At 68.6% G+C, this 24622-nt stretch carries 26 protein-coding genes; 18 read left to right on the forward strand and 8 right to left on the reverse strand.

Annotation, left to right across the window (positions count from 1 at the left end):
• Nucleotides 1-2075, reverse strand: a 2075-nt coding sequence (locus tag Q0632_RS22200) for a malate synthase G (RefSeq protein WP_298934393.1), incomplete at its 3' end; no start/stop codon positions are given.
• A 225-nt stretch (nucleotides 2076-2300) separates the two neighbouring features.
• Here Q0632_RS22200 and Q0632_RS22205 point away from each other — a divergent pair.
• The 15 genes from Q0632_RS22205 (at nucleotide 2301) to Q0632_RS22275 (ending at nucleotide 15428) form a co-directional block, all read left to right on the forward strand.
• Nucleotides 2301-2744: a CreA family protein gene (locus tag Q0632_RS22205; RefSeq protein ID WP_298934442.1), complete on the forward strand. Its 444-nt coding sequence runs from the start codon at nucleotides 2301-2303 to the stop codon at nucleotides 2742-2744.
• On the forward strand, nucleotides 2741-3928 hold the full coding sequence (locus Q0632_RS22210) for a CaiB/BaiF CoA-transferase family protein (protein WP_298934395.1): 1188 nt from the start codon (nucleotides 2741-2743) through the stop codon (nucleotides 3926-3928). The genes Q0632_RS22205 and Q0632_RS22210 overlap by 4 nt, the downstream gene beginning before the upstream one ends.
• Nucleotides 3929-3981: 53 nt before the next feature.
• The gene (locus Q0632_RS22215; RefSeq protein WP_298934397.1) at nucleotides 3982-4905 is read left to right on the forward strand and encodes a LysR family transcriptional regulator; all 924 of its coding nucleotides are present in this window, start codon (nucleotides 3982-3984) and stop codon (nucleotides 4903-4905) included.
• An 11-nt stretch (nucleotides 4906-4916) separates the two neighbouring features.
• A complete protein-coding gene (locus Q0632_RS22220) occupies nucleotides 4917-5369 on the forward strand; it encodes a DUF2214 family protein (RefSeq protein ID WP_298934399.1) in 453 nt (150 codons plus the stop codon).
• A 37-nt stretch (nucleotides 5370-5406) separates the two neighbouring features.
• Nucleotides 5407-7104, forward strand: coding sequence for an arginine--tRNA ligase (argS, locus tag Q0632_RS22225; protein WP_298934402.1), 1698 nt, complete (start codon nucleotides 5407-5409; stop codon nucleotides 7102-7104).
• A 6-nt stretch (nucleotides 7105-7110) separates the two neighbouring features.
• Nucleotides 7111-7764: an SPOR domain-containing protein gene (locus Q0632_RS22230; RefSeq protein WP_298934444.1), complete on the forward strand. Its 654-nt coding sequence runs from the start codon at nucleotides 7111-7113 to the stop codon at nucleotides 7762-7764.
• 64 nt (nucleotides 7765-7828) lie between these two features.
• Complete coding sequence (locus Q0632_RS22235; protein ID WP_298934404.1) at nucleotides 7829-8479, forward strand: thiol:disulfide interchange protein DsbA/DsbL; 651 nt, start codon at nucleotides 7829-7831, stop codon at nucleotides 8477-8479.
• A 112-nt stretch (nucleotides 8480-8591) separates the two neighbouring features.
• Nucleotides 8592-9206, forward strand: a complete 615-nt coding sequence (gene lptA, locus Q0632_RS22240) for a lipopolysaccharide transport periplasmic protein LptA (protein ID WP_298934406.1) — start codon at nucleotides 8592-8594, stop codon at nucleotides 9204-9206.
• Entirely contained in the window at nucleotides 9203-9991 is a 789-nt protein-coding gene (gene lptB / locus Q0632_RS22245) for an LPS export ABC transporter ATP-binding protein (RefSeq protein WP_298934409.1), read from the forward strand. Before lptA ends, lptB begins: the two co-directional genes overlap by 4 nt.
• A 16-nt stretch (nucleotides 9992-10007) precedes the next feature.
• A complete protein-coding gene (locus Q0632_RS22250) occupies nucleotides 10008-11573 on the forward strand; it encodes an RNA polymerase factor sigma-54 (protein ID WP_298934411.1) in 1566 nt (521 codons plus the stop codon).
• Between the two features lie 127 nt (nucleotides 11574-11700).
• Entirely contained in the window at nucleotides 11701-12933 is a 1233-nt protein-coding gene (locus tag Q0632_RS22255; RefSeq protein ID WP_298934413.1) for a THUMP domain-containing protein, read from the forward strand.
• Nucleotides 12905-13342: a putative toxin-antitoxin system toxin component, PIN family gene (locus tag Q0632_RS22260; RefSeq protein WP_298934415.1), complete on the forward strand. Its 438-nt coding sequence runs from the start codon at nucleotides 12905-12907 to the stop codon at nucleotides 13340-13342. The genes Q0632_RS22255 and Q0632_RS22260 overlap by 29 nt, the downstream gene beginning before the upstream one ends.
• Nucleotides 13339-14103: a UPF0149 family protein gene (locus tag Q0632_RS22265; protein ID WP_298934417.1), complete on the forward strand. Its 765-nt coding sequence runs from the start codon at nucleotides 13339-13341 to the stop codon at nucleotides 14101-14103. The genes Q0632_RS22260 and Q0632_RS22265 overlap by 4 nt, the downstream gene beginning before the upstream one ends.
• A gap of 94 nt (nucleotides 14104-14197) precedes the next feature.
• A complete protein-coding gene (locus Q0632_RS22270) occupies nucleotides 14198-14632 on the forward strand; it encodes a VOC family protein (RefSeq protein WP_298934418.1) in 435 nt (144 codons plus the stop codon).
• A complete protein-coding gene (locus Q0632_RS22275) occupies nucleotides 14622-15428 on the forward strand; it encodes an SDR family oxidoreductase (protein WP_298934420.1) in 807 nt (268 codons plus the stop codon). The genes Q0632_RS22270 and Q0632_RS22275 overlap by 11 nt, the downstream gene beginning before the upstream one ends.
• Here Q0632_RS22275 and Q0632_RS22280 read toward each other — a convergent pair whose 3' ends face one another.
• Complete coding sequence (locus Q0632_RS22280) at nucleotides 15429-17051, reverse strand: FMN-binding glutamate synthase family protein (protein ID WP_298934422.1); 1623 nt, start codon at nucleotides 17049-17051, stop codon at nucleotides 15429-15431.
• 20 nt (nucleotides 17052-17071) lie between these two features.
• Complete coding sequence (locus Q0632_RS22285) at nucleotides 17072-17956, reverse strand: LysR family transcriptional regulator (RefSeq protein ID WP_298934424.1); 885 nt, start codon at nucleotides 17954-17956, stop codon at nucleotides 17072-17074.
• A gap of 90 nt (nucleotides 17957-18046) precedes the next feature.
• Between Q0632_RS22285 and Q0632_RS22290 the strand changes: the two genes are divergently transcribed.
• Nucleotides 18047-19069, forward strand: a complete 1023-nt coding sequence (locus Q0632_RS22290; protein WP_298934426.1) for an NAD-dependent epimerase/dehydratase family protein — start codon at nucleotides 18047-18049, stop codon at nucleotides 19067-19069.
• Nucleotides 19066-20244 (forward strand): twin-arginine translocation pathway signal protein, encoded by a 1179-nt coding sequence (locus Q0632_RS22295; RefSeq protein ID WP_298934428.1) that lies wholly within the window; start codon nucleotides 19066-19068, stop codon nucleotides 20242-20244. The genes Q0632_RS22290 and Q0632_RS22295 overlap by 4 nt, the downstream gene beginning before the upstream one ends.
• Here Q0632_RS22295 and Q0632_RS22300 read toward each other — a convergent pair.
• The 3 genes from Q0632_RS22300 to Q0632_RS22310 are packed head-to-tail and all read right to left on the reverse strand — an operon-like array spanning nucleotide 20241 to nucleotide 22167.
• Nucleotides 20241-20744, reverse strand: a complete 504-nt coding sequence (locus Q0632_RS22300) for a CinA family protein (protein WP_298934429.1) — start codon at nucleotides 20742-20744, stop codon at nucleotides 20241-20243. The two genes, Q0632_RS22295 and Q0632_RS22300, sit on opposite strands and share 4 nt — an antisense overlap.
• A complete protein-coding gene (locus Q0632_RS22305) occupies nucleotides 20741-21268 on the reverse strand; it encodes a phosphatidylglycerophosphatase A (RefSeq protein ID WP_298934431.1) in 528 nt (175 codons plus the stop codon). The genes Q0632_RS22300 and Q0632_RS22305 overlap by 4 nt, the downstream gene beginning before the upstream one ends.
• The gene (locus Q0632_RS22310) at nucleotides 21265-22167 is read right to left on the reverse strand and encodes a LysR family transcriptional regulator (RefSeq protein ID WP_298934433.1); all 903 of its coding nucleotides are present in this window, start codon (nucleotides 22165-22167) and stop codon (nucleotides 21265-21267) included. Before Q0632_RS22310 ends, Q0632_RS22305 begins: the two co-directional genes overlap by 4 nt.
• 129 nt (nucleotides 22168-22296) lie before the next feature.
• On the opposite strand from Q0632_RS22310, the gene Q0632_RS22315 reads away from it, so the two are divergent.
• A complete protein-coding gene (locus Q0632_RS22315; RefSeq protein WP_298934435.1) occupies nucleotides 22297-22485 on the forward strand; it encodes a hypothetical protein in 189 nt (62 codons plus the stop codon).
• Nucleotide 22486: 1 nt separating this feature from the next.
• Here the strand turns inward: Q0632_RS22315 and Q0632_RS22320 are convergent, their stop codons facing one another.
• Together Q0632_RS22320 and Q0632_RS22325 are read right to left on the reverse strand one after the other, a co-directional pair.
• The gene (locus tag Q0632_RS22320) at nucleotides 22487-22966 is read right to left on the reverse strand and encodes a thermonuclease family protein (RefSeq protein WP_298934438.1); all 480 of its coding nucleotides are present in this window, start codon (nucleotides 22964-22966) and stop codon (nucleotides 22487-22489) included.
• Nucleotides 22967-23022: 56 nt separating this feature from the next.
• Nucleotides 23023-24546: a catalase gene (locus Q0632_RS22325; protein ID WP_298934440.1), complete on the reverse strand. Its 1524-nt coding sequence runs from the start codon at nucleotides 24544-24546 to the stop codon at nucleotides 23023-23025.
• Nucleotides 24547-24622: the final 76 nt, after the last annotated feature.

A 24622-nucleotide genomic window follows, 5' to 3' on the forward strand; every position in this document is an offset into this window, starting at 1 on the left:
TATGCGAGACTGTTGTCCGGATCGGTTGCCATCGGGCGATAGAGCGGGTCGCCGGCATTCTGCGCATCCACCTTGGCGGCCATGCGTTTGAAGGCGGCATCGACCTGCTCCTTCGTGCAGACCCCATGCAGCAGCCAGTTGGCCATATGCTGGGAGGAAATGCGCAAGGTGGCGCGATCTTCCATCAGGCCGATATCGTGGATGTCAGGCACCTTCGAACAGCCGACGCCCTGGTCGACCCAGCGCACGACATAGCCGAGAATGCCCTGCGCGTTGTTGTCGAGTTCGTCCTTCACATCTTGTTCGGAGAAATTCTGCCCGGTGGCGAGCGGAATGGTGAGCAGGGCATCGAGCGACGGCACCGGCTGCCTCGCCACCTCGGCCTGGCGGCCGAACACGTCGACCGCATGGTAATGCGTGGCATGCAGGGCGGCGGCCGTCGGGCTCGGCACCCAGGCGGTGTTGGCGCCGGCCTGCGGGTGCACGATCTTCTGCTTGAGCATGGCGCCCATCAGGTCGGGCATGGCCCACATGCCCTTGCCGATCTGCGCCTTGCCGCGCAGGCCGCACTCCAGGCCGACCAGCACGTTGTTGCGCTCGTAGGCCTGGATCCAGGCGCTGGTCTTCATGTCGCCCTTGCGCAGCATCGGGCCGGCCAGCATGGCGGTGTGCATCTCGTCGCCGGTGCGGTCCAGGAAGCCGGTGTTGATGAAGGCCACGCGCGCAGCGGACTCGGCGATGCAGGCCTTGAGGTTGACGCTGGTGCGGCGCTCCTCGTCCATGATGCCCAGCTTGACGGTGTTCTCCGCCAGGCCCAGCGCGGCTTCGATCCGCTTGAACAGCAGGGAGGCGAAGGCCGCCTCGGCCGGGCCGTGCATCTTGGGCTTGACGATGTAGACCGAGCCCTTGCGCGAGTTCTTGATGCCCGGCTGGTCCTTGCGCTGGAGGTCATGGATGGCGATGGCCGTGGTGACCATGGCGTCCAGGATGCCTTCGGGAATTTCCTTGCCGCCGGCGTAGAGGATGGCGGGGTTGGTCATCAGGTGGCCGACATTGCGCACGAACATCAGCGAGCGACCGTGCAGCGTGAGCTTGCCGCCGTTCGCGGCCGTGTACTCGCGGTCGGGGTTCAGGCCGCGGGTGAAGGTCTTGCCGCCCTTTTGCACGTCCTCGGTCAGCGTTCCCTGCAGGATGCCCAGCCAGTTGGAATAGGCTACCACCTTGTCTTGCGCGTCAACCACGGCGACCGAATCTTCCAGGTCCATGATGGTGGACAGGGCGGCTTCCACCACCAGGTCGCTGACACCGGCCGCGTCGTCCTTGCCGATGGTGGTACTGCGGTCGATGCGGATGTCCAGGTGGATGCCGTTGTGGCGCAGCAGGATGGACGAAGGCGCCTCGGCCGCGCCCTGGTAGCCCACGAAGAGGGCCGGGTCCTTCAGGCCGGTGCTGGCGCCGTTCTTGAGCTGGACCGCAAGTTGGCCGCCGGCCACGCTGTACAGCGCGACGTCCTTGTGCGAGCCCGATGCCAGCGGCGCGGCCTGGTCCAGCACGTTGCGGGCATAGGCAATGACCTTGGCGCCGCGCGCCGGGTTGTAGCCCTTGCCCTTTTCCAGGCCCTCGGTTTCGGCGATGACGTCCGTGCCGTACAGCGCGTCATACAGCGAGCCCCAGCGCGCGTTGGCGGCGTTCAGTGCGTAGCGGGCATTGAGCACCGGCACAACCAGCTGCGGGCCGGCCTGCAGCGCCAGTTCGTCGTCGACGTTGGCAGCGGTGGCCTTGACCTCGGCCGGCGAGGGCACCAGGTAGCCGATCTTCTCGAGGAAGGCGCGGTAGGCCTTCATGTCCTTGATGGGGCCGGGATGGGCCTTGTGCCATGCATCGAGTTCGCTTTGCAGGCGGTCGCGTTCGGCCAGCAGGGCCAGGTTGGTCGGCGCCAGTTCGGTGACGATGGCGTCGAAGCCCTTCCAGAAGGCGGCGCTGGCCACGCCGGTGCCCGGCAGGACTTTGTCCTCGATGAAACGGAACAGTTCGGTGGCGACTTCGAGGCCGTGGACGGTGGTGCGGGCGGTCATGGGAATTCCTCTGGCAAATACAGTGCCAGCACTGTATTGGATACTTTGCAAACTATTAAGACGGGCAAAAGTCCCAATATTGGTGACAAAAATAAGGCAAATTTGCCCTGTCCCAAGCCTGAAGCGGTCGCTGGTCCCCGTTTTGGGGGCACGCGGCATACTGCGCCTTGGCTTTCCGTCCCACAAGGAGCACCCATGAACAAGCACCTGATCCTGTCCCTGGCCATGTTGCTGGCGGCCTGTGGCAAGGCCGGCGGCGAGCCCGTGGGCGAAGTCGACACAGTCTTCAAATTCCTGGGGCCGGACCACAAGATCGTGGTCGATGCCTACGACGACCCCGGCGTGAGTGGCGTCACCTGCTATGTCTCGCGCGCCAAGACCGGCGGCGTCAAGGGCGGTCTGGGCCTGGCCGAGGACAAGGCCGAGGCCTCCATCGCCTGCCGCCAGGTCGGGCCCATCAGCTTCAAGGGCAAGCTGGAGCGCCAGGAAGAAGTCTTCACCGAGCGCATCTCCCTGGTTTTCAAGAAGCTGCGCGTGGTGCGCATGGTCGACGCCAAGCGCAACTCGCTGGTCTACCTGACCTATTCCGACCGCGTGATCGAGGGCTCGCCGCAAAACAGCGTGGCCGTCGTGGCCGTGCCGCAGGGCACGGTGATCCCGCTCAAATGAGCGAGGCCGCCCTGCCGCTGGCCGGCATCCGGGTAGTGGAGTTCACCCACATGGTGATGGGCCCGACCTGCGGCATGGTGCTGGCCGACCTGGGCGCCGAGGTGATCAAGGTCGAACCGGTGACGGGTGACAGCACGCGCCGTTTGCTGGGCTCGGGCGCGGGTTTCTTCCCGCTGTTCAACCGCAACAAGAAGAGCATCGCGCTGGACCTGCAGCAAGCCGAGGGCCGCGAGGTGGCGCTCAAGCTGTGCGCCACCGCCGACGTGGTCAGCGAGAACTTCAAGCCTGGCACCATGCAAAAGCTGGGGCTGGACCACGCCAGCCTGCGCAAGCTCCATCCCGGCCTGGTCTACGTCAGCCACAAGGGCTTTTTGCCCGGTCCCTACGACCACCGCACGGCGCTCGATGAAGTGGTGCAGATGATGGGCGGCCTGGCCTACATGACGGGCCGGCCCGGCGACCCGCTGCGCGCCGGCGCCAGCGTCAACGACATCATGGGCGGCATGTTCGGGGCCATCGGCGCGATGGCCGCCCTGATGCAACGCGCCGCCACCGGCAAGGGCCAGGAGGTGCAGAGCGCCCTGTTCGAGAACAACGTCTTCCTGGTGGCCCAGCACATGATGCAGTACGCCGTCACCGGCCAGCCGGCCGCGCCCATGCCGGGCCGCATCTCGGCCTGGGCGGTCTACGACGTCTTCACCGTCAAGGACGGCGAGCAGATCTTCCTGGCGGCCGTGAGCGACAGCCAGTGGAAGCTGCTGTGCGAGGCCTTCGGTTTTGCCGACCTGCTGGCCGCCCCGCGGCTGGCGAGCAACAACCTGCGCGTCCAGGCGCGCGACTGGATGATGCCCATGCTGCGTGAGCGCCTGGCCGGCCACAGCGCGGCGCACCTCAGCGCGGTGTTCGAGGCCAACGGCCTGCCTTTCGCGCCCATCACCCAGCCCGAGGCGCTGTTTGACGACCCGCACCTGAACCAGACCGGCGGCCTGGCGCCGCTGACTCTGGCCGATGGCCGTGAAACCAGGGTGCCGTTGCTGCCGCTGACGCTGGACGGCGAGCGCCCGGGGCTGCGCCTGCAGCCGCCGCAGCTGGGCGAGCACAGTGCACAGCTGCTGCGCGAACTGGGCTATTCCGACGAGCAGGTGGCGTCACTGTGTCGCCGCAACATCACGGTTTCGGCCTAATCTGCCGCCAATTTGCTGAAATTGAGAACTTCCATGCGCATAATTTGCCTCGCATGGACAAACTCAAGCAGCTCGAATCCTTTGTTTCCGTCGCCACCAAGGGCAGCCTGACGGCCGCCGCCAAGGCCGAGGGCGTGGCGCCCGCCATCATGGGCCGGCGCCTGGACGCGCTGGAGGAGCGCCTGGGCGTCAAGCTGCTGGTGCGCACCACGCGGCGCCTGACCCTGACCCACGAAGGCAGCGCCTTCCTGGAGGACTGCCAGCGCCTGCTGGCCGACTTCGCCAATGCCGAAGCCAGCGTCAGCGCAGGCGGCGTCAAGGCCAGCGGCCACTTGCGCATCACGGCGCCGGCCGGCTTTGGCCGCCGCCACGTCGCCCCCCTGGTGCCGCGCTTTCGCGAACTGCATGCCGACGTCACCATCTCGCTGAACCTGAGCGACCGCGTGGTCGACCTGGCGGGCGAAGGCTACGACTGCGCCGTGCGCGTGGGCGACCTGCCCGACTCCTCCCTGGTGAGCGTGCGCATGGCCGACAACCGGCGCCTGTGCGTGGCCACCCCCGAATACCTCAAGCGCCATGGCACGCCCAAGCATCCCAGCGAGCTGGCCAGGTTCGCCTGCCTGGCGTTGTCCAGCGACGCCTCGCAGACCCGCGGCTGGGCATTTCGCATTCCGCGCAGCGACGGCCAGGAGGAACTGGCCCACCTCAAGCCCAGCGGCCCGCTGGACTGCTCGGACGGCCAGGTGCTGCACGACTGGTGCATGGCCGGCTATGGGATCGCCTGGCGCAGCACCTGGGAGGTGGAAAAGGAGATCGCCTCGGGCCGCCTGCAGGAGGTGCTGGCCGATTTCGCCGCGCCGCCCAATGGCATCTACGCGGTGTTCCCGCAGCGCAAGCACATGCCGCTGCGGGTGCGCCTGTGGATCGACTTCCTCAAGCACACTTACGGCCAGAGCGAATTCTGGAAAGCCGCCTGAAAGGACGCGCCATGACCCTCGAAGCCATCCTCGCCTACGCCCACATCCTGGCCATCCTGACCCTGGTGGTCTTCCTGGCCAGTGAAGCGGCCCTTTGCCGCGGCGAATGGCTCAACGCCCAGGTGGTGGAGCGCCTGGCCAAGGTCGATGCCATCGTCGGCGTGGCCTCCATCGTCGTGCTGGCCACCGGCGTGCTGCGCACCTGGTTGGGCGCCAAGGGCATGGGCTGGTACTGGACCAACCCGCTGCTGCACGTCAAGCTGACGCTGTTTGTCATCGTTGGCCTGCTGTCGATCAAGCCCACCCTCATGTTCATCCGCTGGCGCCGTGAGTTGCGGGCCACCGGCGGGCTGCCGGCGCCCGAGCAGATCAAACTCGCGCGCCGCTTCGTGATGGTCGAGGCCCACCTGGTGGCGCTGATTCCCCTGGCGGCGGTGTTCCTGGCGCGCGGCTTTGGTAAGTAAGCCTGGGGCAGCGCAGGCCGCCACTTAAAATCCCCCCATGCTCCTCGTGAAACAAGAATTGCTCGGCAGCCTGGCTGCGGAGCTGGACAAGCTGCTGCCCGGTACCGCCGGCAAGGCGGTCTTCGAATCGCCCAAGGTGGCGGCGCACGGCGATTTCGCCAGCACCGCCGCCATGCAGCTGGCCAAGCCGCTCAAGCTCAATCCGCGCCAGCTGGCCGAGACCTTGCGTAGCGCTTTGCTGGCCACGCCGTCCTTCCAGCAATGGGTGGAGGCCATCGACATCGCTGGCCCGGGCTTCATCAACATCAAGCTCAAGCCCGAGGCCAAGCAGCAGGTGGTCAAGGAGGTGCTGGCCGCCGGCGAGAAGTTCGGCCAGCAGCCGGCCAATGGCCGGCGCATCCTGGTGGAGTTCGTCTCGGCCAATCCGACCGGCCCGCTGCACGTGGGCCACGGCCGCCAGGCCGCGCTGGGCGACGCGATCTGCAACCTCTACGCCAGCCAGGGCTGGGACGTCTGGCGCGAGTTCTATTACAACGACGCCGGCGTGCAGATCGATACTCTCAAAAAGAGCACGCAACTGCGCGCCAAGGGCTTCAAGCCGGGCGACGCCTGCTGGCCGACCGACCCCGACAACCCCGAGAGCAAGGCGTTCTACAACGGCGACTACATCCAGGACATCGCCGACGACTTCCTTGCGAAGAAGACGGTCAAGGCTGATGACCGCGAGTTCAGCGCCAACGGCGATGTGGACGACGTGGAGAACATCCGCCAGTTCGCCGTGGCCTACCTGCGCAACGAACAGGACAAGGATCTGCGGGCCTTCAACCTGCACTTCGACAACTACTACCTGGAGTCCAGCCTCTACACCAGTGGCAAGGTCGACGCCGCTGTGCAGAAACTGCAGCAGGCGGGCAAGACCTACGAGCAGGACGGCGCGCTGTGGCTCAAGTCGACCGACTACGGCGACGACAAGGACCGCGTGATGCGCAAGCAGGACGGGACCTACACCTACTTCGTGCCCGACGTGGCCTACCATATCGCCAAGTGGGAGCGCGGCTTCAGCAAGGTCGTCAACATCCAGGGCACGGACCACCACGGCACCATCGCCCGCGTGCGCGCCGGCCTGCAGGCGGCCAATGTCGGCATCCCGCAGGGCTACCCCGACTACGTGCTGCACACCATGGTGCGCGTGGTGCGCGGTGGCGAGGAAGTGAAGATCTCCAAGCGCGCCGGCAGCTACGTGACCCTGCGCGACTTGATCGAGTGGACCAGCAAGGACGCGGTGCGCTTCTTCCTGTTGTCGCGCAAGGCCGACACCGAGTACACCTTCGACATCGACCTGGCGGTCGCCCAGAACAACGACAACCCGGTCTATTACGTGCAGTACGCCCACGCGCGCATCTGCTCGGTGCTGGCGGCCTGGGGCGGCGACGCCGCCACGCTCGCGGACGCCGGGCTCGCGCCGCTGCAAAGCCCGCAGGCCCTGGCCCTGATGCTGCAACTGGCCAAGTACCCCGAGATGCTGGCCAGCGCGGCCAGCGACTTCGCGCCGCACGACGTCACCTTCTACCTGCGCGAGCTGGCCTCGCTGTACCACAGCTATTACGACGCCGAGCGCATCCTGGTGGATGACGAAGCCGTCAAGAAAGCCCGGCTGGCGCTGGTCGCCGCGACGGCGCGGGTGTTGCACAATGGCCTGGCGGTCCTGGGTGTGTCCGCGCCGCAAAAAATGTAGGGCTCAATCTTGAAGAGACAACGTGGTTCCGTCATCGTGGGCATCATCATTGGTGTCGTGCTGGGTCTGGCGGCGGCCCTGGCCGTCGCGGTCTATGTGACCAAGGTGCCCATCCCCTTCATGAACAGCAAGAGCCAGAGCCGCACGGCCGAACAGGACGCGGCCGAGACGCGCAAGAACCAGAACTGGGACCCCAACGCCCCGCTGCACGGCAAGAACCCGGCCAAGGCGCTGCCGCCGTCGCCCGCTATCGTGGCCCCGGTGCCGCCCGCCGTTGCCGGTGCTTCGGCGCCGCAGCGCCCGGCGTCGGCCGCCCAGGCTGCTGCCCCTGCCGCCAGCGCGGCGCGCCCCGGCGCCAAGCCCTCGGCCGACCCGCTGGGCGACCTGGCCGCGGCCCGCGCTGCAGCGCCTGTGGGCGCCGACCCCTTCCTCTACTTCGTGCAGGCCGGCGCCTTCCGCACGCCCGAAGATGCCGAGGCGCAGCGCGCCAAGCTTTCGCTCATGGGCATCGACGCCAAGGTCACCGAGCGCGAGCAGTCCGGCCGCCAGGTGTTCCGCGTGCGCGTGGGCCCCTTCGAGAAGAAGGAAGAGGCCGACCGCAGCAAGGAAAAGCTCGAAGCCGGCGGTGTGGAAACGGCCCTGGTTCGCGTACAACGCTGATCGCCGCACCCGCAGGAACCTTCGTGGAGACCTGCGCTCAGACCCTGACAAGGAGTGAATTGAAATGAACCGACGCGAGTTTTCCGCAGGCACCGCCTGCGTCCTGGCCACTGCCTCGCTGGGCCTGCCGCAACTGGCCTGGGCCCAGAAGAAGCCCGAGGACGGGGTTGAGTACAAGTCGCTGGACAAGCGCGTCGCGACCGAAGCGTCGGCCGGCAAGATCGAGGTGGTCGAGTTCTTCTGGTACAGCTGCCCGCATTGCAACGCATTCGAGCCGCAGCTGGAAGCCTGGGCCAAGAAGCTGCCGGCCGATGTGGTGCTCAAGCGCGTGCCGGTCGCCTTCCGCGACAGCTTCGTGCCGCAGCAGCGTCTGTTCTACACGCTGGAGGCCCTCAACAAGCTGCCCGAGCTGCACACCAAGGTCTTCCAGGCCATTCACGTCGACAAGCAGCCCATCGACAACGAGGCCGCCATCCTGGCCTGGGCCGACAAGCAGGGCCTGGACAAGGCCAAGTTCCAGGAGCTGTACAACTCCTTCTCGGTGCAGACCAAGGCACGCAAGGCGGTCCAGCTGCAAGATGCGTTCAAGGTGGAAGGCGTGCCGGCCCTGGGCATCGCCGGGCGCTACTACACCGATGGCTCGATGGCTGGGACCATGGCGCGGGCCCTGCAGGTCAGCGACTTCCTGATCGCCGAAGCGCGCAAGAGCCGCTGAAGCCGCGGCGCGCCGGCGCCACGGTCATCCATGCAAAAGGCCCGCACTGCGGGCCTTTTGCATGGGAGGCGGGGGATCGGCCGCTACAATGGACAGCAAGATTCGTGCCTTTATGAAACACCTCCACGCCACCCTTTTGCTTCCCCTGGCCCTGCTGCTGCCGGCCGGCGCGGCCCGGGCCGAGAGGGCCGACAGCACCAAGCCCATGAACGTCGAGGCTGACAACCTGCGTTACGACGACCTCAAGCAGACCAGCGTGTTCACCGGCCGGGTGGTGCTGACCAAGGGCACCATCATCATCCGCGGCGCCCGGGTGGACGTGCGGCAGGACCCCGAGGGTTATCAGCACGGGCTGGTCACGGGCGAGTCCGGCCAGCGCGCCTTCTACCGGCAAAAGCGCGAGGGCGTGGACGAGTACATCGAGGGCGAGGCCGAGACCATCGAGTACGACGGCAAGGCCGACCGTGTCAAATTCGTCCGCCGCGCCGAGATGCGGCGCTACCGCGGCACGGTGGTCAGCGACGAGATGAACGGCAACGTCATCACCTATGAGAACCTGACCGACGTCTTCAGCGTGGACGGCGGCCCGCCCGGCTCGACGGCCCAGCCCGGCGGTCGGGTACGGGCGGTGCTGGCACCGCGTAGCGCCGCTTCGGCGGCCGCCACGCCGGCCGCGCCGCCTGCCGGCCTGCGACCCAGCCTCACCCTGGGCGGGGACAAGAAGTGACAGTGACCACAGTCGACGCGCGGGCGCAGCAGCCCGGCGCCGGTCGCAGCCGCCTGGAAGCGCTGCACCTGCAAAAAAGCTATGGCGGCCGCAAGGTGGTCAAGGACGTCTCGCTGGCGGTGGACAAGGGTGAGGTGGTCGGCCTTCTGGGCCCCAATGGCGCCGGCAAGACCACCTCGTTCTACATGATCGTCGGCCTGGTGCGCGCCGATGCCGGCGAGATCTCCATCGACGGCGCCTCGGTCGAGCACATGCCCATCCACCGCCGTTCTCGCCTGGGCCTGTCCTACCTGCCGCAGGAGGCGTCGATCTTTCGCAAACTCAACGTGCAGGACAACGTGCGCGCGGTGCTGGAACTGCAGCGCGGCGCCGACGGCAAGGCGCTGCCGCGCGAGGAGATCGACAAGCGCCTGTCGACCCTGCTGCAGGACCTGCGGGTCGACCACCTGCGCGACTCGCCGGCCCTGGCCCTGTCCGGTGGTGAGCGCCGGCGGGTCGAGATCGCCCGCGCCCTGGCGACCCAGCCGCGCTTCATCCTGCTGGACGAGCCCTTTGCCGGCATCGACCCGATCGCTGTGATCGAGATCCAGCGCATCATCGGCTTCCTCAAGTCGCGCGGCATCGGCGTTCTCATCACCGACCACAACGTGCGCGAGACCCTGGGCATCTGCGACCACGCCTACATCATCAGTGACGGCTCGGTGCTCGCCAAGGGCACGCCTTCAGAGATCGTCAACAACGCCGACGTGCGCCGCGTCTATCTCGGCGAACACTTCAGGATGTAATCGTGATTTTTCGGCCATGAAGCAGGGCCTGTCCCTTCGCGTCTCCCAGCACCTGGCGCTGACGCCGCAGCTGCAGCAGTCGATCCGTCTGCTGCAGCTGTCCACCCTCGAGCTGTCGCAGGAAGTCGAGCAGATGCTCGACGACAACCCCTTCCTGGAGGTGACGCAGGAAGAGGCGCCGCGCGAGGAATTCGGCCTGGAGCGCTCCGACACGCCGGCCGCGGAGAGCGACCACGAGACCGATTTTGCTACTGATTTTGTAGCGACTCCCCAAGACATGGCGGGGGCTACGAGCCAGAATGAGCCCGAAGCGACGACCACGACCGAGGTCGAGGCGCCCAGTTGGGACGGCGACGGCAGCACCGAGGTCGTGCCCGACGACGGCGAGTGGGGCGGCGACGCGCCGGCCCGCAAGAACAACCTGGACGACGGCGAGGGCATGGACGCCACCGAGCTGGCGCGCAGTCAGGAGTCTTTGCAAAGCCACCTGCACCGCCAGGCCCTGTCGCTGCGCCTGAGCCCGGAAGACAGCGCCGCGCTGCGCTTCCTGATCGAGTCGCTCAACGACGACGGCTATCTGGAAGACACGCTGGAGTCGCTGGCCGCCGGCCTGGCGCCGGGCGACCTGGAGCAGCAGGAGCAGGTGGTGCACCACTTCACCGTGGCCCTGGGCCTGCTGCACCACCTGGAGCCGGTCGGTGTGGGTGCGCGCTCGCTGGCCGAATGCCTGAGCCTGCAGCTGCGCGCCATGGGCCAGGGCGCGGCGGCCGACGCGCCTTGTCACACGGCCCTGGCGATCTGCGCCCAGCCGATCGACCTGCTGGCCCGCCGCGACGTCAAGCGCCTGGCCCAGATCACCGGCGAGAGCGATGTGCGCATCAAGGCCGCCATCGCCCTGATCGCCCGGCTCGAGCCCAAGCCGGGACGCCGCTTCGTCAACGTCGAGCGCAACATCGTCGTGCCCGACGTGCTGGTCACCCAGATCGGCCGGGGCAACCAGTTCCGCTTTCGGGTGCAGCTCAATCCCGACGTGATGCCGCGGCTGCGGGTGCACGACATCTATGCTGGCGCGCTCAAGTCGCACAAGGGCGAGGGCCACCAGGCGCTGCAGCAGCGCCTGCAGGAGGCGCGCTGGTTCATCAAGAACATCCAGCAGCGCTTCGACACCATCCTGCGCGTGTCCAATGCCATCGTCGAGCGTCAGAAGAACTTCTTCGTGCACGGCGAGCTGGCGATGCGCCCGCTGGTGCTGCGCGAGATCGCCGACGAGCTGGGCCTGCACGAGTCGACCATCAGCCGCGTCACCACCGCCAAGTACATGTCCACGCCCTTCGGCACCTTCGAGCTCAAGTACTTCTTCGGCTCGGCCCTGGGCACCGAGACCGGCGGCAATGCCTCCAGCACCGCGGTGCGGGCGCTGATCAAGCAGTTCGTCGCCTCGGAAAACCTCAAGAAGCCGCTGTCGGACAGCCAGATCTCCGACATGCTCAAGGAGCAGGGCATCGAGTGCGCGCGCCGCACCGTGGCCAAGTACCGCGAGGCGCTGCGCATCGCGCCGGCCAACCTGCGCCGGGCCTTATGACTCCCCCCCGAAGCGCCTGCGGCGCCTCCCCCTCAAGGGGGCGCCACCAGCGGCCCGGCAAAGCCGGATCCGCGGTGGCCCTGGCCTGGACCGGACACGGGTGCAGGCCCTACTATCTCACTTCAACATGAACCAACTCCAGCTTTTCCTGCCTTGCGCCGCCGGCGTCGAGGACATGCTGGCCGACGAGGTGCACCGCCTCACCGGCCTGGCCGGCGACGACCTGCTGGTCGGCCGCGGCGGCGTGCAGCTGCGCGCCTCCTGGCGCGACGCCATGCTGCTGAACCTGCACAGCCGCCTGACCCAGCGCGTGCTGGTGCAGCTGTCGCACACGCCCTACCGCAACGAGAACGACCTGTACGAGGCCACCAGCGCCATCGCCTGGGAGATCTGGTTCACCACGAAACAGAGCTTCAAGATCGAGATCACGGCGCAGCACAGCCCGCTGACCAGCCTGAACTTTGCCGCGCTCAAGGTCAAGGACGCGGTGGCCGACCGCTTCCGTCACAAGACCGGCGTGCGGCCCAACGTCGACACGCAGTGGCCGGACGTGCGCATCTATGCCCACCTGACCACCGACATGGCCACGCTCTACATCGACACCTCGGGCGAGCCGCTGTTCAAGCGCGGCTGGCGCGAGGACAAGGGCGAGGCGCCGCTCAAGGAGACCCTGGCCGCGGCCATGATCGCCGCCAGCGGCTGGGACGGTGTTGCCCCCTTGTACGACCCCTGCTGCGGCAGCGGCACCATCGCCATCGAGGCGGCCCAGGTCGCCTGCAACATCGCGCCGGGCCTGCTGCGCCGCTTCGGCTTCGAAAAGCTGCTGCCCTTCCAGGCCCATGTCTGGAACGCGCTCAAGGACCAGGCCCAGGCCGCGCGCCGCCCACCCACCGGGCCGGTCTTTGGCAGCGACGTGGCCCACCGCATGGTCGACTTCGCCGAACGCAACGCGCAGCGCGCCGGCGTGGCCGATGTGGTCCAGCTGCGCGGCGGCGACGCCCTGCAGCGCATGCCGCCCTCGGAAACGCCGGGCGTGATGCTGCTCAATCCGCCGTATGGCGAGCGCATCGAGGCCGCCGGCGTGGCCGGCCCGGGCCGCTTCGGCGCGCGCGAGAACGCGCAGACCGAGGATGGCGGCGAGTTCTTCGGCCAGCTGGCCACGCACTGGAAGAAAAACTACAGCGGCTGGACGGCCTGGGTGCTGACGCCCGACCTCAAGCTGCCGTCCAAGATGCGCCTGAAGGAGTCGCGCCGCGTGCCGATGTGGAACGGCCCCATCGAGTGCCGCTTGTTCCGCTTCGACATGGTCAAGGGCTCGGCCCGCAACAAGGATGCGAATGCAAGCCCCGGTCGTGATTGACACGAATGTGGTGCTGGACCTGTTCGTGTTCTCCGACCCGAGGACCGGGCCGCTGCGCCAGAGCCTGAACGATTCCAGCCTGCAATGGCTGGCCACGCCGCCCATGCGCGAGGAACTGCGCCGCGTGCTGGACTATCCGCAGCTGCAGCCGCGCCTGGCGTTCTATGCCTTGACCGCCGACCAGGTGCTGGCGCGTTTCGACCAGCAAGCCAAGCTGGTGGACGTGCCGGCCAAGGCGAGCGTGACCTGCTCCGACCCCGACGACCAGAAGTTCATCGACCTGGCCGTTGCCCACCAGGCCCTGCTCCTGAGCAAGGACAAGGCCGTTCTTTCCATGCGCAAGAGGCTGCTAGCCCTCGCCGTTCCTGTTGATACTGCTATGCAAGCCATAGCAACCGCCACGCCATGACCGCTCTCGACACCGCTTCCACCGCCCCGCTGGGCCCCGACGACTTCGACGCCCAGGACACGGTGCTGGACCAGCTGCGCGAGCAGGACGAAGAGATTCCGCAGTGGGAGTTCTGCGAAGGCTTCCTGGCCGCTCTGGTGTGCTCGCGCCGCGCGATCGCGCCCGAGGAGTACTGGCCTGTGCTGCTGGGCGACGGCTTCAAGCCGGTGGCGCAGATGGAGTTCGTCTGGCGCTGGCGCAAGCGCTGGGCCGAGATCGAGGCCGCCCTGGACGCGCCGGTGGAAACGCTGGACGACGAGCGCTGCTTCCAGCCCGAAGTGCTGGACACGCGCGGTGCCGTGCTGGCCATGCCCGAAGAAGAGCGCGGTGAGATCGACCTGGCGGCCGTGCCGTCCTTCGCCCAGGTCTGGGCCCTGGGCTTCATGTACGCGGTGGAAACCTGGCCCGAGGACTGGGCCGCGCCGCGCGACGCCGATGCTGCCGGCATGCTCGACGGCGCGCTCGAAGCCGTTGTCGCCCTCAGCGAGGACGACAACGGCAAGCCCACGGTCTCCATGCACACCGAGGACGGCCCGCCCAGCGTGAGCGACCGCCGGCTGGACGACTTCGGCGCCGCCATCTGGGCGGTGTACGACCTGCGCCAGCTTTGGAAGAGCCTGGGCCCCAAGGTGGAAACGCTGCGCAAGGCTGAAACGCCCGGCCGCAACGACCCCTGCTCCTGCGGCAGCGGCAAGAAATTCAAGAAGTGCTGCGGCGCCTGAGGGCGTCCGGCGGCTGAGATACCGCCGAGGTTGACAAGGCCGCGCCGGCTTCTATACTTTACCGTTCGGTTAACAAACGGAAAGGACGCCCGCCATGCAATCGACCGCCACCCGGATCCAGCCCTACCTGTTCTTCCACGGCCGCGCCGAGGAGGCGCTGGAGTTCTACAAAAAGGCCCTGGGCGCCCAGGTCACCATGCTGATGCGCTTCAAGGACAACCCGGACGAAGGCGCCAGCGCCTACATGCCGCCCGGTTCGGACGAAAAGATCATGCACGCCAACCTGCAGCTGCTGGGCGAGAACATCATGGTCTCGGACGGTATGGGCGCCGGCGAAACCGCCTTCAATGGCTTCTCGATTTCGCTGACCACCCAGGACAAGGCCGAAACCGACCGCCTGTTCCACGGCCTGCTGGACGGCGGCAAGGTGGAGATGCCTCTGGCCAAAACGTTCTGGTCACCCTACTTCGGCGGTGTCACCGACAAATTCGGAGTGTCCTGGATGATCGGCCTGCTCGGTGAGATGTGATGCGGCTGGCCAAGCGGGTCGCCGTGGTCCACGGCGGGGGTGGCGCGATCGGCGCTGCCGTGGCACGCGCCTTCGGCGTGAGGGCGCCAGCGTCTACCTGGCCGGCCGCACGCTGGCCAGGCTGGACGCCGTGGCGGACAGCATCCGCGCGGCCGGTGGCACGGCCCACACCGCGGTTGTCGATGCGCTGGACGAAGCAGCGGTCGAACGCCATGCCGCAGCCGTCGCCGAACAGGCTGGCCGCATCGACATCGTGTTCAACGCCATCGGCGTTTTCCACGTGCAGGGCACGCCGCTGGCACAGCTGTCGCTGGCCGACTTCGAGTTGCCGCTGCAGGTCTACACGCGCAGCAACTTCCTCACCACCAAGGCCGCGGCAGCCCACATGGTGCGGCGCGGCAGCGGTGTGGTCCTGCTGCTGACGACGCTGGCCAGCCGCATGCCGGGGCCGGGCTACATGGGCCACAGCGCCGCCTGCGCCGCGGTCGAGGGCATGTCGCGGCACCTGGCGGGCGAGCTGGCCGCGCAGGGCGTGCGCGTGGCCTGCATCCGCTCGCATGCCATTCCCCAGACGCTGGCGGCGGACTCGCATGCCAACGCGGTCTTTGCCCAGGTGGCCGGGCCGGCCGGCGTCAGCGTGGACGAGATGCTGGCCGGCGCCGCCCAGGGCACGCTGCTCAAGCGCCTGCCCACGCTGGAGCAGTTGGCGGCCACGGCGGTGTTCCTGGCTTCGGACGAGGCCGGCGCCCTCACCGGCGTCATCGTCAACCTCAATGGCGGCCTGGTGCTGGACTGATCAGGCGGGCGCGAAGGCGTCGGCCCTGGCGATGGGCCAGTAGTACTTGAAGACGTTGTGCTGCGCGCTCATGTCGCCGCTGAGCAGCGAGCCCGGCTCCACCCGCAGGATGAGGTTGGACAGCTGCCGCACCTCGGTGTCGGTCAGGCGCCGCACGATGTGGTGCGCCGTGATGTCGTTGGGGTGGCGCAGCCCCGCCGCCTGCACCAACTCCTTCAGCGCAAGGAGCGTCGTGCGGTGGAAGTTGTGCACCCGCACCGCCTTGTCCGGCACCACCAGGGCGCGCTCGCGCAGCGGGTCCTGCGTGGTCACGCCGGTCGGGCAGTTGCCGGTGTGGCAGGTCTGGGCCTGGATGCAGCCCAGGGCCATCATGAAGCCGCGGCCGGCATTGCACCAGTCGCCGCCCAGGGCCATCATGCGGGCGATGTCGAAGGCGGTGATGACCTTGCCTGCGCAGCCGATCTTGACCCGCTCGCGCAGGCCCACGCCCAGCAAGCTGTTGTGCACCAGCAGCAGGCCTTCCTGCAGCGGCGCGCCCACGTGGTCGCTGAACTCCACCGGCGCCGCGCCGGTGCCGCCCTCGGCGCCGTCGACCACGATGAAGTCCGGTGTGATGCCGGTGGCCAGCATGGCCTTGACGATGCCGAACCACTCCCAGGGATGGCCGATGCACAGCTTGAAGCCGGTGGGCTTGCCGCCCGAGAGCTCGCGCAGCCGGGCCACAAATTGCATCAGCTCGATGGGCGTGGAGAAGGCGCTGTGCGAGGACGGGGAGTTGCAGTCGACGCCGATCTCCACGCCGCGCGCCAGGGCGATCTCGCGCGTGACCTTGGCGCCCGGCAGGATGCCGCCATGGCCGGGCTTGGCGCCCTGGCTCAGCTTGATCTCCACCATCTTGACCTGCGGGTCGCGCGCGTTGGCGGCAAAGCGCTCCGCATCGAAGCGGCCTTGCGCGTCGCGGCAGCCGAAGTAACCCGAGCCGATCTCCCAGATCAGGTCGCCGCCATGCTGGCGGTGGTAGGAGGAGATCGAGCCTTCGCCCGTGTCGTGGGCGAAGCCGCCGAGTTTGGCGCCCTGGTTCAGCGCCAGAATGGCGTTGGCCGAGAGCGAGCCGAAGCTCATGGCCGAGATGTTGAAGACGCTGGCCTCATAGGGCTGGGCCGTGTCCGCGCCGATGGTGACGCGAAAGTCGGAGGACGCGAGCGTGGTCGGCTGCATCGAATGGTTGATCCATTCGTAGCCCTGGCGCGTCACGTCCAGCTGCGTGCCGAAAGGCCGGTTGTCCTGCTCGCCCTTGGCGCGCTGGTAGACGAGGGAGCGCTGGGCGCGCGAGAAGGGCGCGGCCTCGGTGTCGCTCTCGATGAAGTACTGGCGCATCTCCGGCCGGATGAACTCCAGCAGGAAGCGCATGTGGCCGATCACCGGGTAGTTGCGCAAGATGGCGTGGCGACTCTGGCGCAGGTCGCGCAGACCCACCAGCACCAGGCCGGCGAACACCAGGGCGACGGCCAGGCCCCAGCCGGTGGCCAGGAAGATGCTGGCCCACAGCAGCAGGCCCAGCACGCACAGCGCGAAGACGGTGTAGCGGAAGGGGTAGCGCATGAGACGGTCGCGAAACTGCATGGGATCTTTCTGAAGGGCCGTCAGAGGGCGCGCGGCACAGCTTGCGCGAGGAAATCGTACACCGCACGGATGCGCACGCTGGTGCGGATCTCGCGGTGCACCGTCAGCCAGATCGGCAGCGGCGGGATCTTGAGCGTGGGCAGCACGGCCACCAGCTGGTTGTCGGTGCGCGCCAGCCAGTCGGCGACGAAGCCTATGCCCAGGCCGGCGCGCACCGCTTCCCAGTAGGCGATCAGGTCGTCGGTGCAAAAGGCCAGCTCCTGCCTGGTCAGCGCTACCCCCATCTGCTCGATGCCCGCCAGCACGGCGCCAGCGCGGTCGTCAGCGATGACTTCATGGGCCGCGAGGTCCTGCAGCTGTCTGGGTGTGCCGCGCCGGCGCAGGTAGTCGCGGTGGGCATAGGCACCCAGCGTGACCTTGCCGATCTTGCGGGTGACCAAGCTGGCCTGGTCGGGCTGCACCATGCGCAGGGCGATGTCGGCCTCGCGCCGCAGCAGGTTGCTCACCTGGTTGCTGGCCACCAGTTCGACCTGCACCTGGGGCAGGGCCAGCCGCATCTGGGCCAGCACCGGCGGCAGCAGGATGCAGGCGATGGGCTGGCTGGCCGTGATGCGCACCGTGCCCGTACTTTGGCTTTCCGCGCCCGCTGCGCTGCGCGCCAGCGCGTTGGCACCGGCCTCCATCGCCCGCGCGGGCTCGGCCAGGCGCAGTGCAGCTTCGGTGGGCAGCAGGCCGCGGCCGGTGCGCTCGAACAGCACCGTGCCCAGCTGCGCCTCCAGCTCGGCGATGTGGCGGCCCAGGGTCGGCTGGGTGGCGCCCAGGGCGCGGGCTGCGCCCATCAGGCTGCCGTGGTCCAGCGCGGCCAGGAAGGAGCGGGCGAGGCTCCAGTCGAAGTTGCTATTCATTCATGCATACCTGCTATGGACAGTTAGGCAATTGTCGAACAGCTTGCGGCTTTCCACAATCGGGCCATCCAACCGCAAAGGACAACTGCCATGCAGCACCCGACATCCTCCGCTCTCATCCTCGGCGCCCACGGGCGCTTCGGCAGTGCCGCCGCAAGGGCCTTTGTCCAGGCCGGCTGGCAAGTTCATGGCCAGCTGCGCCCCGGCGCTACCGGGCCGGCCATCGCCGGCGTGCAGTGGGTCCAGGCCGATCCCGCCGACACGGCCACGCTTGCCGCCGCGGCCCGCGGCGCCAACGTCGTGGTGCAGGCGCTCAGCCCGGCCTACACCCACAAGGCCTGGCGCGAAGGCGTGCCGCGCCTGACGCAAAACGCCATCGATGTGACGCGCGAACTCGGCGCCACGATGCTGCTGCCGGCCAGCGTCTACAACTTCGGCGCTGCCATGCCGGCCCTGCTGCACGAGGACACGCAGCAGGCGCCCAGCAGCTTCAAGGGTCGCCTGCGCCAGGCCAGCGAGCAGCAGATCCTGGCGGCCACGCGTGACGGCGGCATGAAGGCTGTGGTGATGCGCGGCGGCGACTTCTTCGGCAGCGGCAGCGGTTCCTGGTTCGACCAGGTCATGGCCAAGGGCCTGCGCGCCGGCAAGTTCACTTACCCCGGCCCCATGCACGTGACCACCACCTGGGCCTTCCTGCCCGACATGGCGCGCGCCTTCGTGCAGGTGGCGCAGCAGCGCGAACGGCTGGGCGCTTTCGAGACCCTGCACTTTGCCGGCCACGCGGTGACGGGCGCGCAATGGGCCCAGGTGTTCGAAGACATTGCGCGCGAGCAGGGCTGGCTGCGCACCGACGGTCGCCTGCGGGCGACAACGCTGTCCTGGCCGCTGCTGCGCCTGGCCGGCCTGGTGGCGCCCATGGCCGCTGCCCTGGCCGAGATGCGCTACCTCTGGACCACGCCCTACACCCTGGTCAACACGCGGATGGCGCAGCTGGCCGGCCCCGAGCCGCACACACCGTTCGCGCAGGCCGTGCGCCAGGCCCTGGGCGAGCTGGGCCTGTTGGCGCAGCCCGGACAGAGTGGCGCCTTGGCCCTGCAAGGCAGCGCATCATGAAGCGCCGCAACTTCATGCGCCTGGCCGGGGGCGGCGTGGTGGCTGCCGCCACGGCCGGCATCGCCGTGGGCTGCGCGGCTGGCAGCGGCCTGCCGGCGCAGGCCGTGGAGGCCTGGGACGGACCGGGCCAGGAGGCCGAGCCGCGCCGGCGAGCCCTGGCCTATGCGCTGACCGCGCCCAACCCGCACAACCTGCAGCCCTGGATCGCCGACCTGCGCGAGCCGGGTGTGATCACCTTGCTGTGCGACCGCGAGCGCCTGCTGCCCGAGACCGACCCCTTTGGCCGGCAGATCCTGATCGGCCATGGCGCCTTCCTCGAGCTGCTGGTGATCGCGCTGGCCCAGCAGGGCCTGCGCGCCGACGTCGCGCTCTGGCCGCAGGGCGAGCTGCCGCCGCAACTGCAGGACTGGGACCGCCGGCCTGTGGCCCGCGTGCGCTTGCTACCCGGTGGCGTCGCCGACCCGCTGTTCGGCCAGATCCTGCGCCGCCACACGCCCAAGGTCGACTTCGACACCACCCGGACTGTGGCTGCGGCCACGCTGCAAGCGCTGCTGGCCGGCGTGCCGGCGCCGCGCGTGCAGGGCGGTGGCACGGGCGACGCGCAGGCCCTGCCTGCGTTGCGTACGCTGTGCCGTGCCTCGGCCCAGGTCGAACTGCTGACGCCGCGCACGGTGATGGAGAGCGTGCGCCTGACCCGCGTCGGCCCGCGGGAGATCCTGCAGCACCGCGACGGCATCGCTGTCAACGGCGCGATGCCGCGCATCGCCAATGCCCTGGGCCTGTTCGACCGTTCGGCGCCGCCGGCCCAAGGCAGTGCCGGGTACGAGCACATGATGCAGCGCTTCGATGGCCACTGCGCCAGCGCCATGGGCTTTGCCTGGCTGGCCACGCCGGGCAACAGCCACAGCCAGCAAATCGAGGCGGGCCGTGCCTATGTGCGCATGCAGCTCAAGGCCAGTGAGCTGGGCCTGGGCGTCCATCCCATGAGCCAGGCCTTGCAGGAGTTCCCCGAGATGGCAGCGCATTACGAAGAGGCGCACCGCCGCCTGCTGGGCCGGCCGGCGCCGCGCGGACCGGGCGATGCCACGCTGCAGATGTTCTGCCGCCTGGGCTATCCGGCAGCGCCGGTGGAGGCGGCGCCGCGGCGGCCGCTGCAGGCCCTGCTGCTGTCTTAAGCCAGCAGTTCGAGCAGGCGCCGCAGGGCGTGGCGCACGGTGGCGCCGCGCACGGCGGCGCGGTTGCCGTCAAAGCGCTGCAGCTCGCTGGACAGGAGGCCGTCGACCATGAAGCCGAACCAGACCGTGCCCACCGGCTTGTCGTCACTGCCGCCGTCGGGCCCGGCGATGCCGGTCACCGCCACGCTGACGCGGGCGCGCGAGCGCCGCACTGCGCCAAAGGCCATGGCCCGCGCCACCACCTCGCTGACCGCGCCATGTTCTGCGATCAGGGCGGCATCGACGTCCAGCAGTTCGGTCTTGGCCTCGTTGGAATAGCTGACAAAGCCGCGCTCGAACCAGCGGCTGGAGCCCGGCACATTGGTGCAGGCGGCGGCGATCAGGCCGCCGGTGCAGCTCTCCGCGGTGGCCAGCATCCAGCCTTTTTTCAACAACAAATCGGCCAGTTGCCCGCACAGATCGTGCGCGAGATGCTCCTGATTCGATAGCGGCTCCATCATGCGGACCTCCACAATGCAAACAGCAGCAGCGTGCAAAACGCTGCCACCAGGTCGTCGAACAGGATGCCGAATCCGCCGCGCCAGCCGAAGCCGTGAAACAGCTCGTCGGCCCAGGCCACAGGTCCGGGCTTGACGGCGTCGAAGAAGCGGAACAGGCCGAAGGCCACCAGCTGCACCAGGAAGCCCGCCGGCGTCAGCAGCCACAGGATGATCCAGAAGGCCACGACCTCGTCCCAGACGATGTGGCCCGGGTCCAGCACACGCATGTTGCGGGCGGTGACGGTGCAGGCCCACCAGCCTATGGGCAGCGAGGCGGCGATGACCCAGGCGATGGCCGTGGGCGTGAGCCAGGCCTGAATGGCCCACCAGGCGGCCCAGGCCCACAGCGTGCCCACCGTGCCCGGCGCGACGCGCGACAGGCCGGAACCCAAGCCCAGCGCGATCAGGTGCGCCGGGTGCGAGAGCATGAAGCGCAGGCTGGGCCGCAGCACGGCCGGTTGTATGGGTGGGTTGAGTGAGGTCATGTGTCGGTTTGGGCGAACCATTGCGCCCACCAGTCCAGACAGGCCTTGATTTTCGGCAGGCGGTGTCGGCCCGGCAGGGTCACGGCATAGATGGGAACGGGCTGGATGTCGGTGAAATCTTCCAGCACGGGAACGAGGCGGTGCTCGCGCAGCAGCGGCGCGGTCGCCAGGGTGGCGAGGCGGCCGATGCCCAGGCCCTGCACCACCATGCTGGCCAGCACGTTGGTGTCGGTGCTGCGCCATTGGCCCTCGGCCAGGATCTCGCAGCGCTTGCCCTGGATGATGAAGGGCCAGTGGTTGAGCATGGGGACGGCGCTGTTGGTCACCAGCGCATGCTGGCGCAGTTCATCCGGGTGTTGCGGCAGCCCATGGGCCTGGGCGTAGGAAGGCGCGGCGTAGAGGGCGCGTGCCCGCGCGCCGATCTGGCGCGCCACCACCGTCTCGGGCAGGGTGCCGCCGGTGCGGATGGCGATGTCGATGCCTTCGCGCGCCATGTCGACCAGGCGGTCGTCCACGGCCACCTCCACCTTCAGGCCGGGATGGCGCTGCGCCAGGCCGGCCAGGCTGGGCACCATCTGGAACTGCGCGATCACCGAGCTGACGGCCACGCGCACCAGGCCGCTGGGCGCACCGGCGTGGCCGGCGAACTCGCCCTCGAGCTCGTCGAGCGTGCCGGTCAGGCGGCGGCAGTACTGCAGGAAGGTCTGGCCCTCGGCGCTGAGCGACAGGCCGTGGGTGCTGCGGTGGATGAGGCGCGCGCCGCAGGCCTTCTCGATGCGCGCCAGCGTGCGCGAGACCTGGCTGACGGGCACATCGCGCTCGCGCGCCACCGCCGACAGCGTGCCCAGATCGGCCACGCGGGCGAACAGGTGCATGGCATCGAAGTCGAGGTTGCGCATGGCTTGCATGGTAACGGCGTGCGCTCTTGCGCAGACTGCAAGACGCATTTGCGCGGGGCGCCGTTTCCCCGACGTCTGGCCCTGCCTACAGTCGGCGCACGCCTCTGCACAAAGGCGAAGGACAGCGCCATGAACAGCATCGACCGCAGCAACGCCGACCACAACCGCCTGATGCAGGCGGGCCGCGAGCGCGCCGCTGCGCTGCGCCGCCAGGCGATCCGCGATCTGGGACATGGGGCTGGGGATGCCCTGCAGGCGGCTCTGCGCTCAGCGCGCCGCTTCGCCAGCAGTCTCGCGCGGCACCGTCGGCAAGTCTGACCTAGTGGCAGGCGCCATGCTTGCGACGAAAGGCGCGGGGCTCGAGCGGCTGCGCGTGCGCCCACAGGCCCAGACGCTTGCTGCGCGCAGCGCTTTCCTGCGCGGCGTAGGCGCCGGCGTGGCCATGGAAGCGGTGCGCCCAGGCATGGCCGCGCGCCACCATCCAGGCGCCCATGTCCTGGCCGTCCAGGCTGACGGACGCCAGCGCGCGGTGGTAGCTGTCACGCGAGCGTGTGCGCACGGCCACCTGCCGGTGCAGCAGGCGCGCCGCCAGCGCATCGCGCGCAAGAGCGCCATGGGCCTGGCAGATCTCGGGGGCGTCGATGCCATCCAGCCGCAGCGCGCGCGGTGCGCCGCCCTTGGCGGGCCGCACCCACAGCGTGTCGCCGTCGCTCACGTGGCTGACCGTGCCTTCATAGGCCTGGACCTGGAGTGCGGCCAGGCACAGAAAGGCGAAGAAGGCGACAGGGCGAAAGGGCATGCCTTGCACAACGCGCTGCCGGCGGTGGCCGCCGACAGCGCCCCAATGCAAGTGCTTCAGGCCGGCACGGCGTCGACGTTGGCGCGACCCCAGTGGCGGTGTTTGGCGATGGCGGCGATGAAGTCCTGTGCCAGCTGGGCGCGCCCGGTGGCCTCGTTGCTGCCCACCACCACGCCGGCTGCAGCGCTGGAGCTGTCGGGCCCGTTGATGCCCAGGGTGCGCAGCAGCTGCACCGCGTCACCGATCACGCAGATGGCCTTGCAGTGCTTGTAGGCCTCCAGCACGAAGTGCACGGCGTCGCCGCTGGTCGCCAGGGCCTGGGCACTGGCCGCGCCGCTGGGCACCAGCACGGCGTCGAACATCACCGACGCCGTGTTGGCCAGGGTGTGGTCCACCGCCAGCTGTTGGCCAGAGGAGGTCGAGACGAAGCCCAGGCGGGACGCGACGATCTTGCAGGCGGCGCCCTCGTCGGCCAGCGCCTGCTGCAAGGCCTTGAGCGCGCCGGTCTCCACGCCGTCGGCCACCAGCACCGCCACCTTGCGGGTGGCGATCCCGCCGCCGCTGCCTTCCATGGACAGGGCCGGCGAGGCATCCACCGCCAGCTTGACGCGGTGGTCGCGAAAGCCCGGCCGGCCGGCGGCGGCCTTGGCGTCGGGCGGCGCGATGCCAAGGGGCTCCGCCACCTTGCGTGCCAGCTTGGCGTCCACGTGGGCCAGGTTGTCGACCATGCGCTGGCGCACGGCGATGGTGTCCACCTTGGACAGCTCGAACTGGAAGGCCGCGACGATGTGGTCCTTCTCGGCCGCGCTCTGGCTGTTGTAGAACAGCGTGGCCTGGCTGAAGTGGTCGTCGAAGCTGGGGCTGCGCCGGCGGATCTTGGGCGACTCCATCTCCTCGGCGTGGCTTTGCAGGCCCTGTTGGCCGCCGTCGACGCGGAACTCCGAGCCGCTGGCCAGCGAGTTGGGTTCGTAGCTGACCTGGCCTTTGGCGATCAGCTGGCGGCCGATGCCATCGCGCTGGAAGTTGTGCATGGGGCAGACGCCGCGGTTGATCGGCAGCTCGTGGAAGTTGGGCCCGCCCAGGCGCGACAGCTGGGTATCGGTGTACGAGAACAGGCGGCCCTGCAGCAGCGGGTCGTTGCTGAAGTCGATGCCGGGCACGACGTGGCCGGGATGGAAGGCCACCTGCTCGGTCTCGGCGAAAAAGTTGTCGGGGTTGCGGTTGAGGACCAGCTTGCCCACCAGCTGCACCGGCACCTGTTCTTCCGGCACCAGCTTGGTGGGGTCGAGCAGGTCGAAGCCCAGGCTGGCGGCCTTGGCCTCGTCCATGACCTGCACGCCGAAGTCCCACTCGGGGAATTCGCCGCGCTCGATGGCCTCCCACAGGTCGCGCCGGTGGAAGTCGGCGTCCTTGCCGGCGATCTTCTGTGCCTCGTCCCAGGCCAGGCCGTGGCGGCCCAGCCGGGGCTTCCAGTGGAACTTGACGAAGTGGGCCACGCCGCGGGCGTTGATGAAGCGGAAGGCGTGGACGCCAAAGCCTTCCATCATGCGGTAGCTGCGCGGGATGGCGCGGTCGCTCATGGCCGAGGTTGTGTGAAAACCCCCTGACTCTTAGACTGCGGCAACTCGTACCGGAGGCGCTGTGGCTCGATACGTT

Origin of the sequence: uncultured Ramlibacter sp. (genome assembly GCF_936925435.1) — a bacterium.
Taxonomy (GTDB): domain Bacteria; phylum Pseudomonadota; class Gammaproteobacteria; order Burkholderiales; family Burkholderiaceae_C; genus Ramlibacter.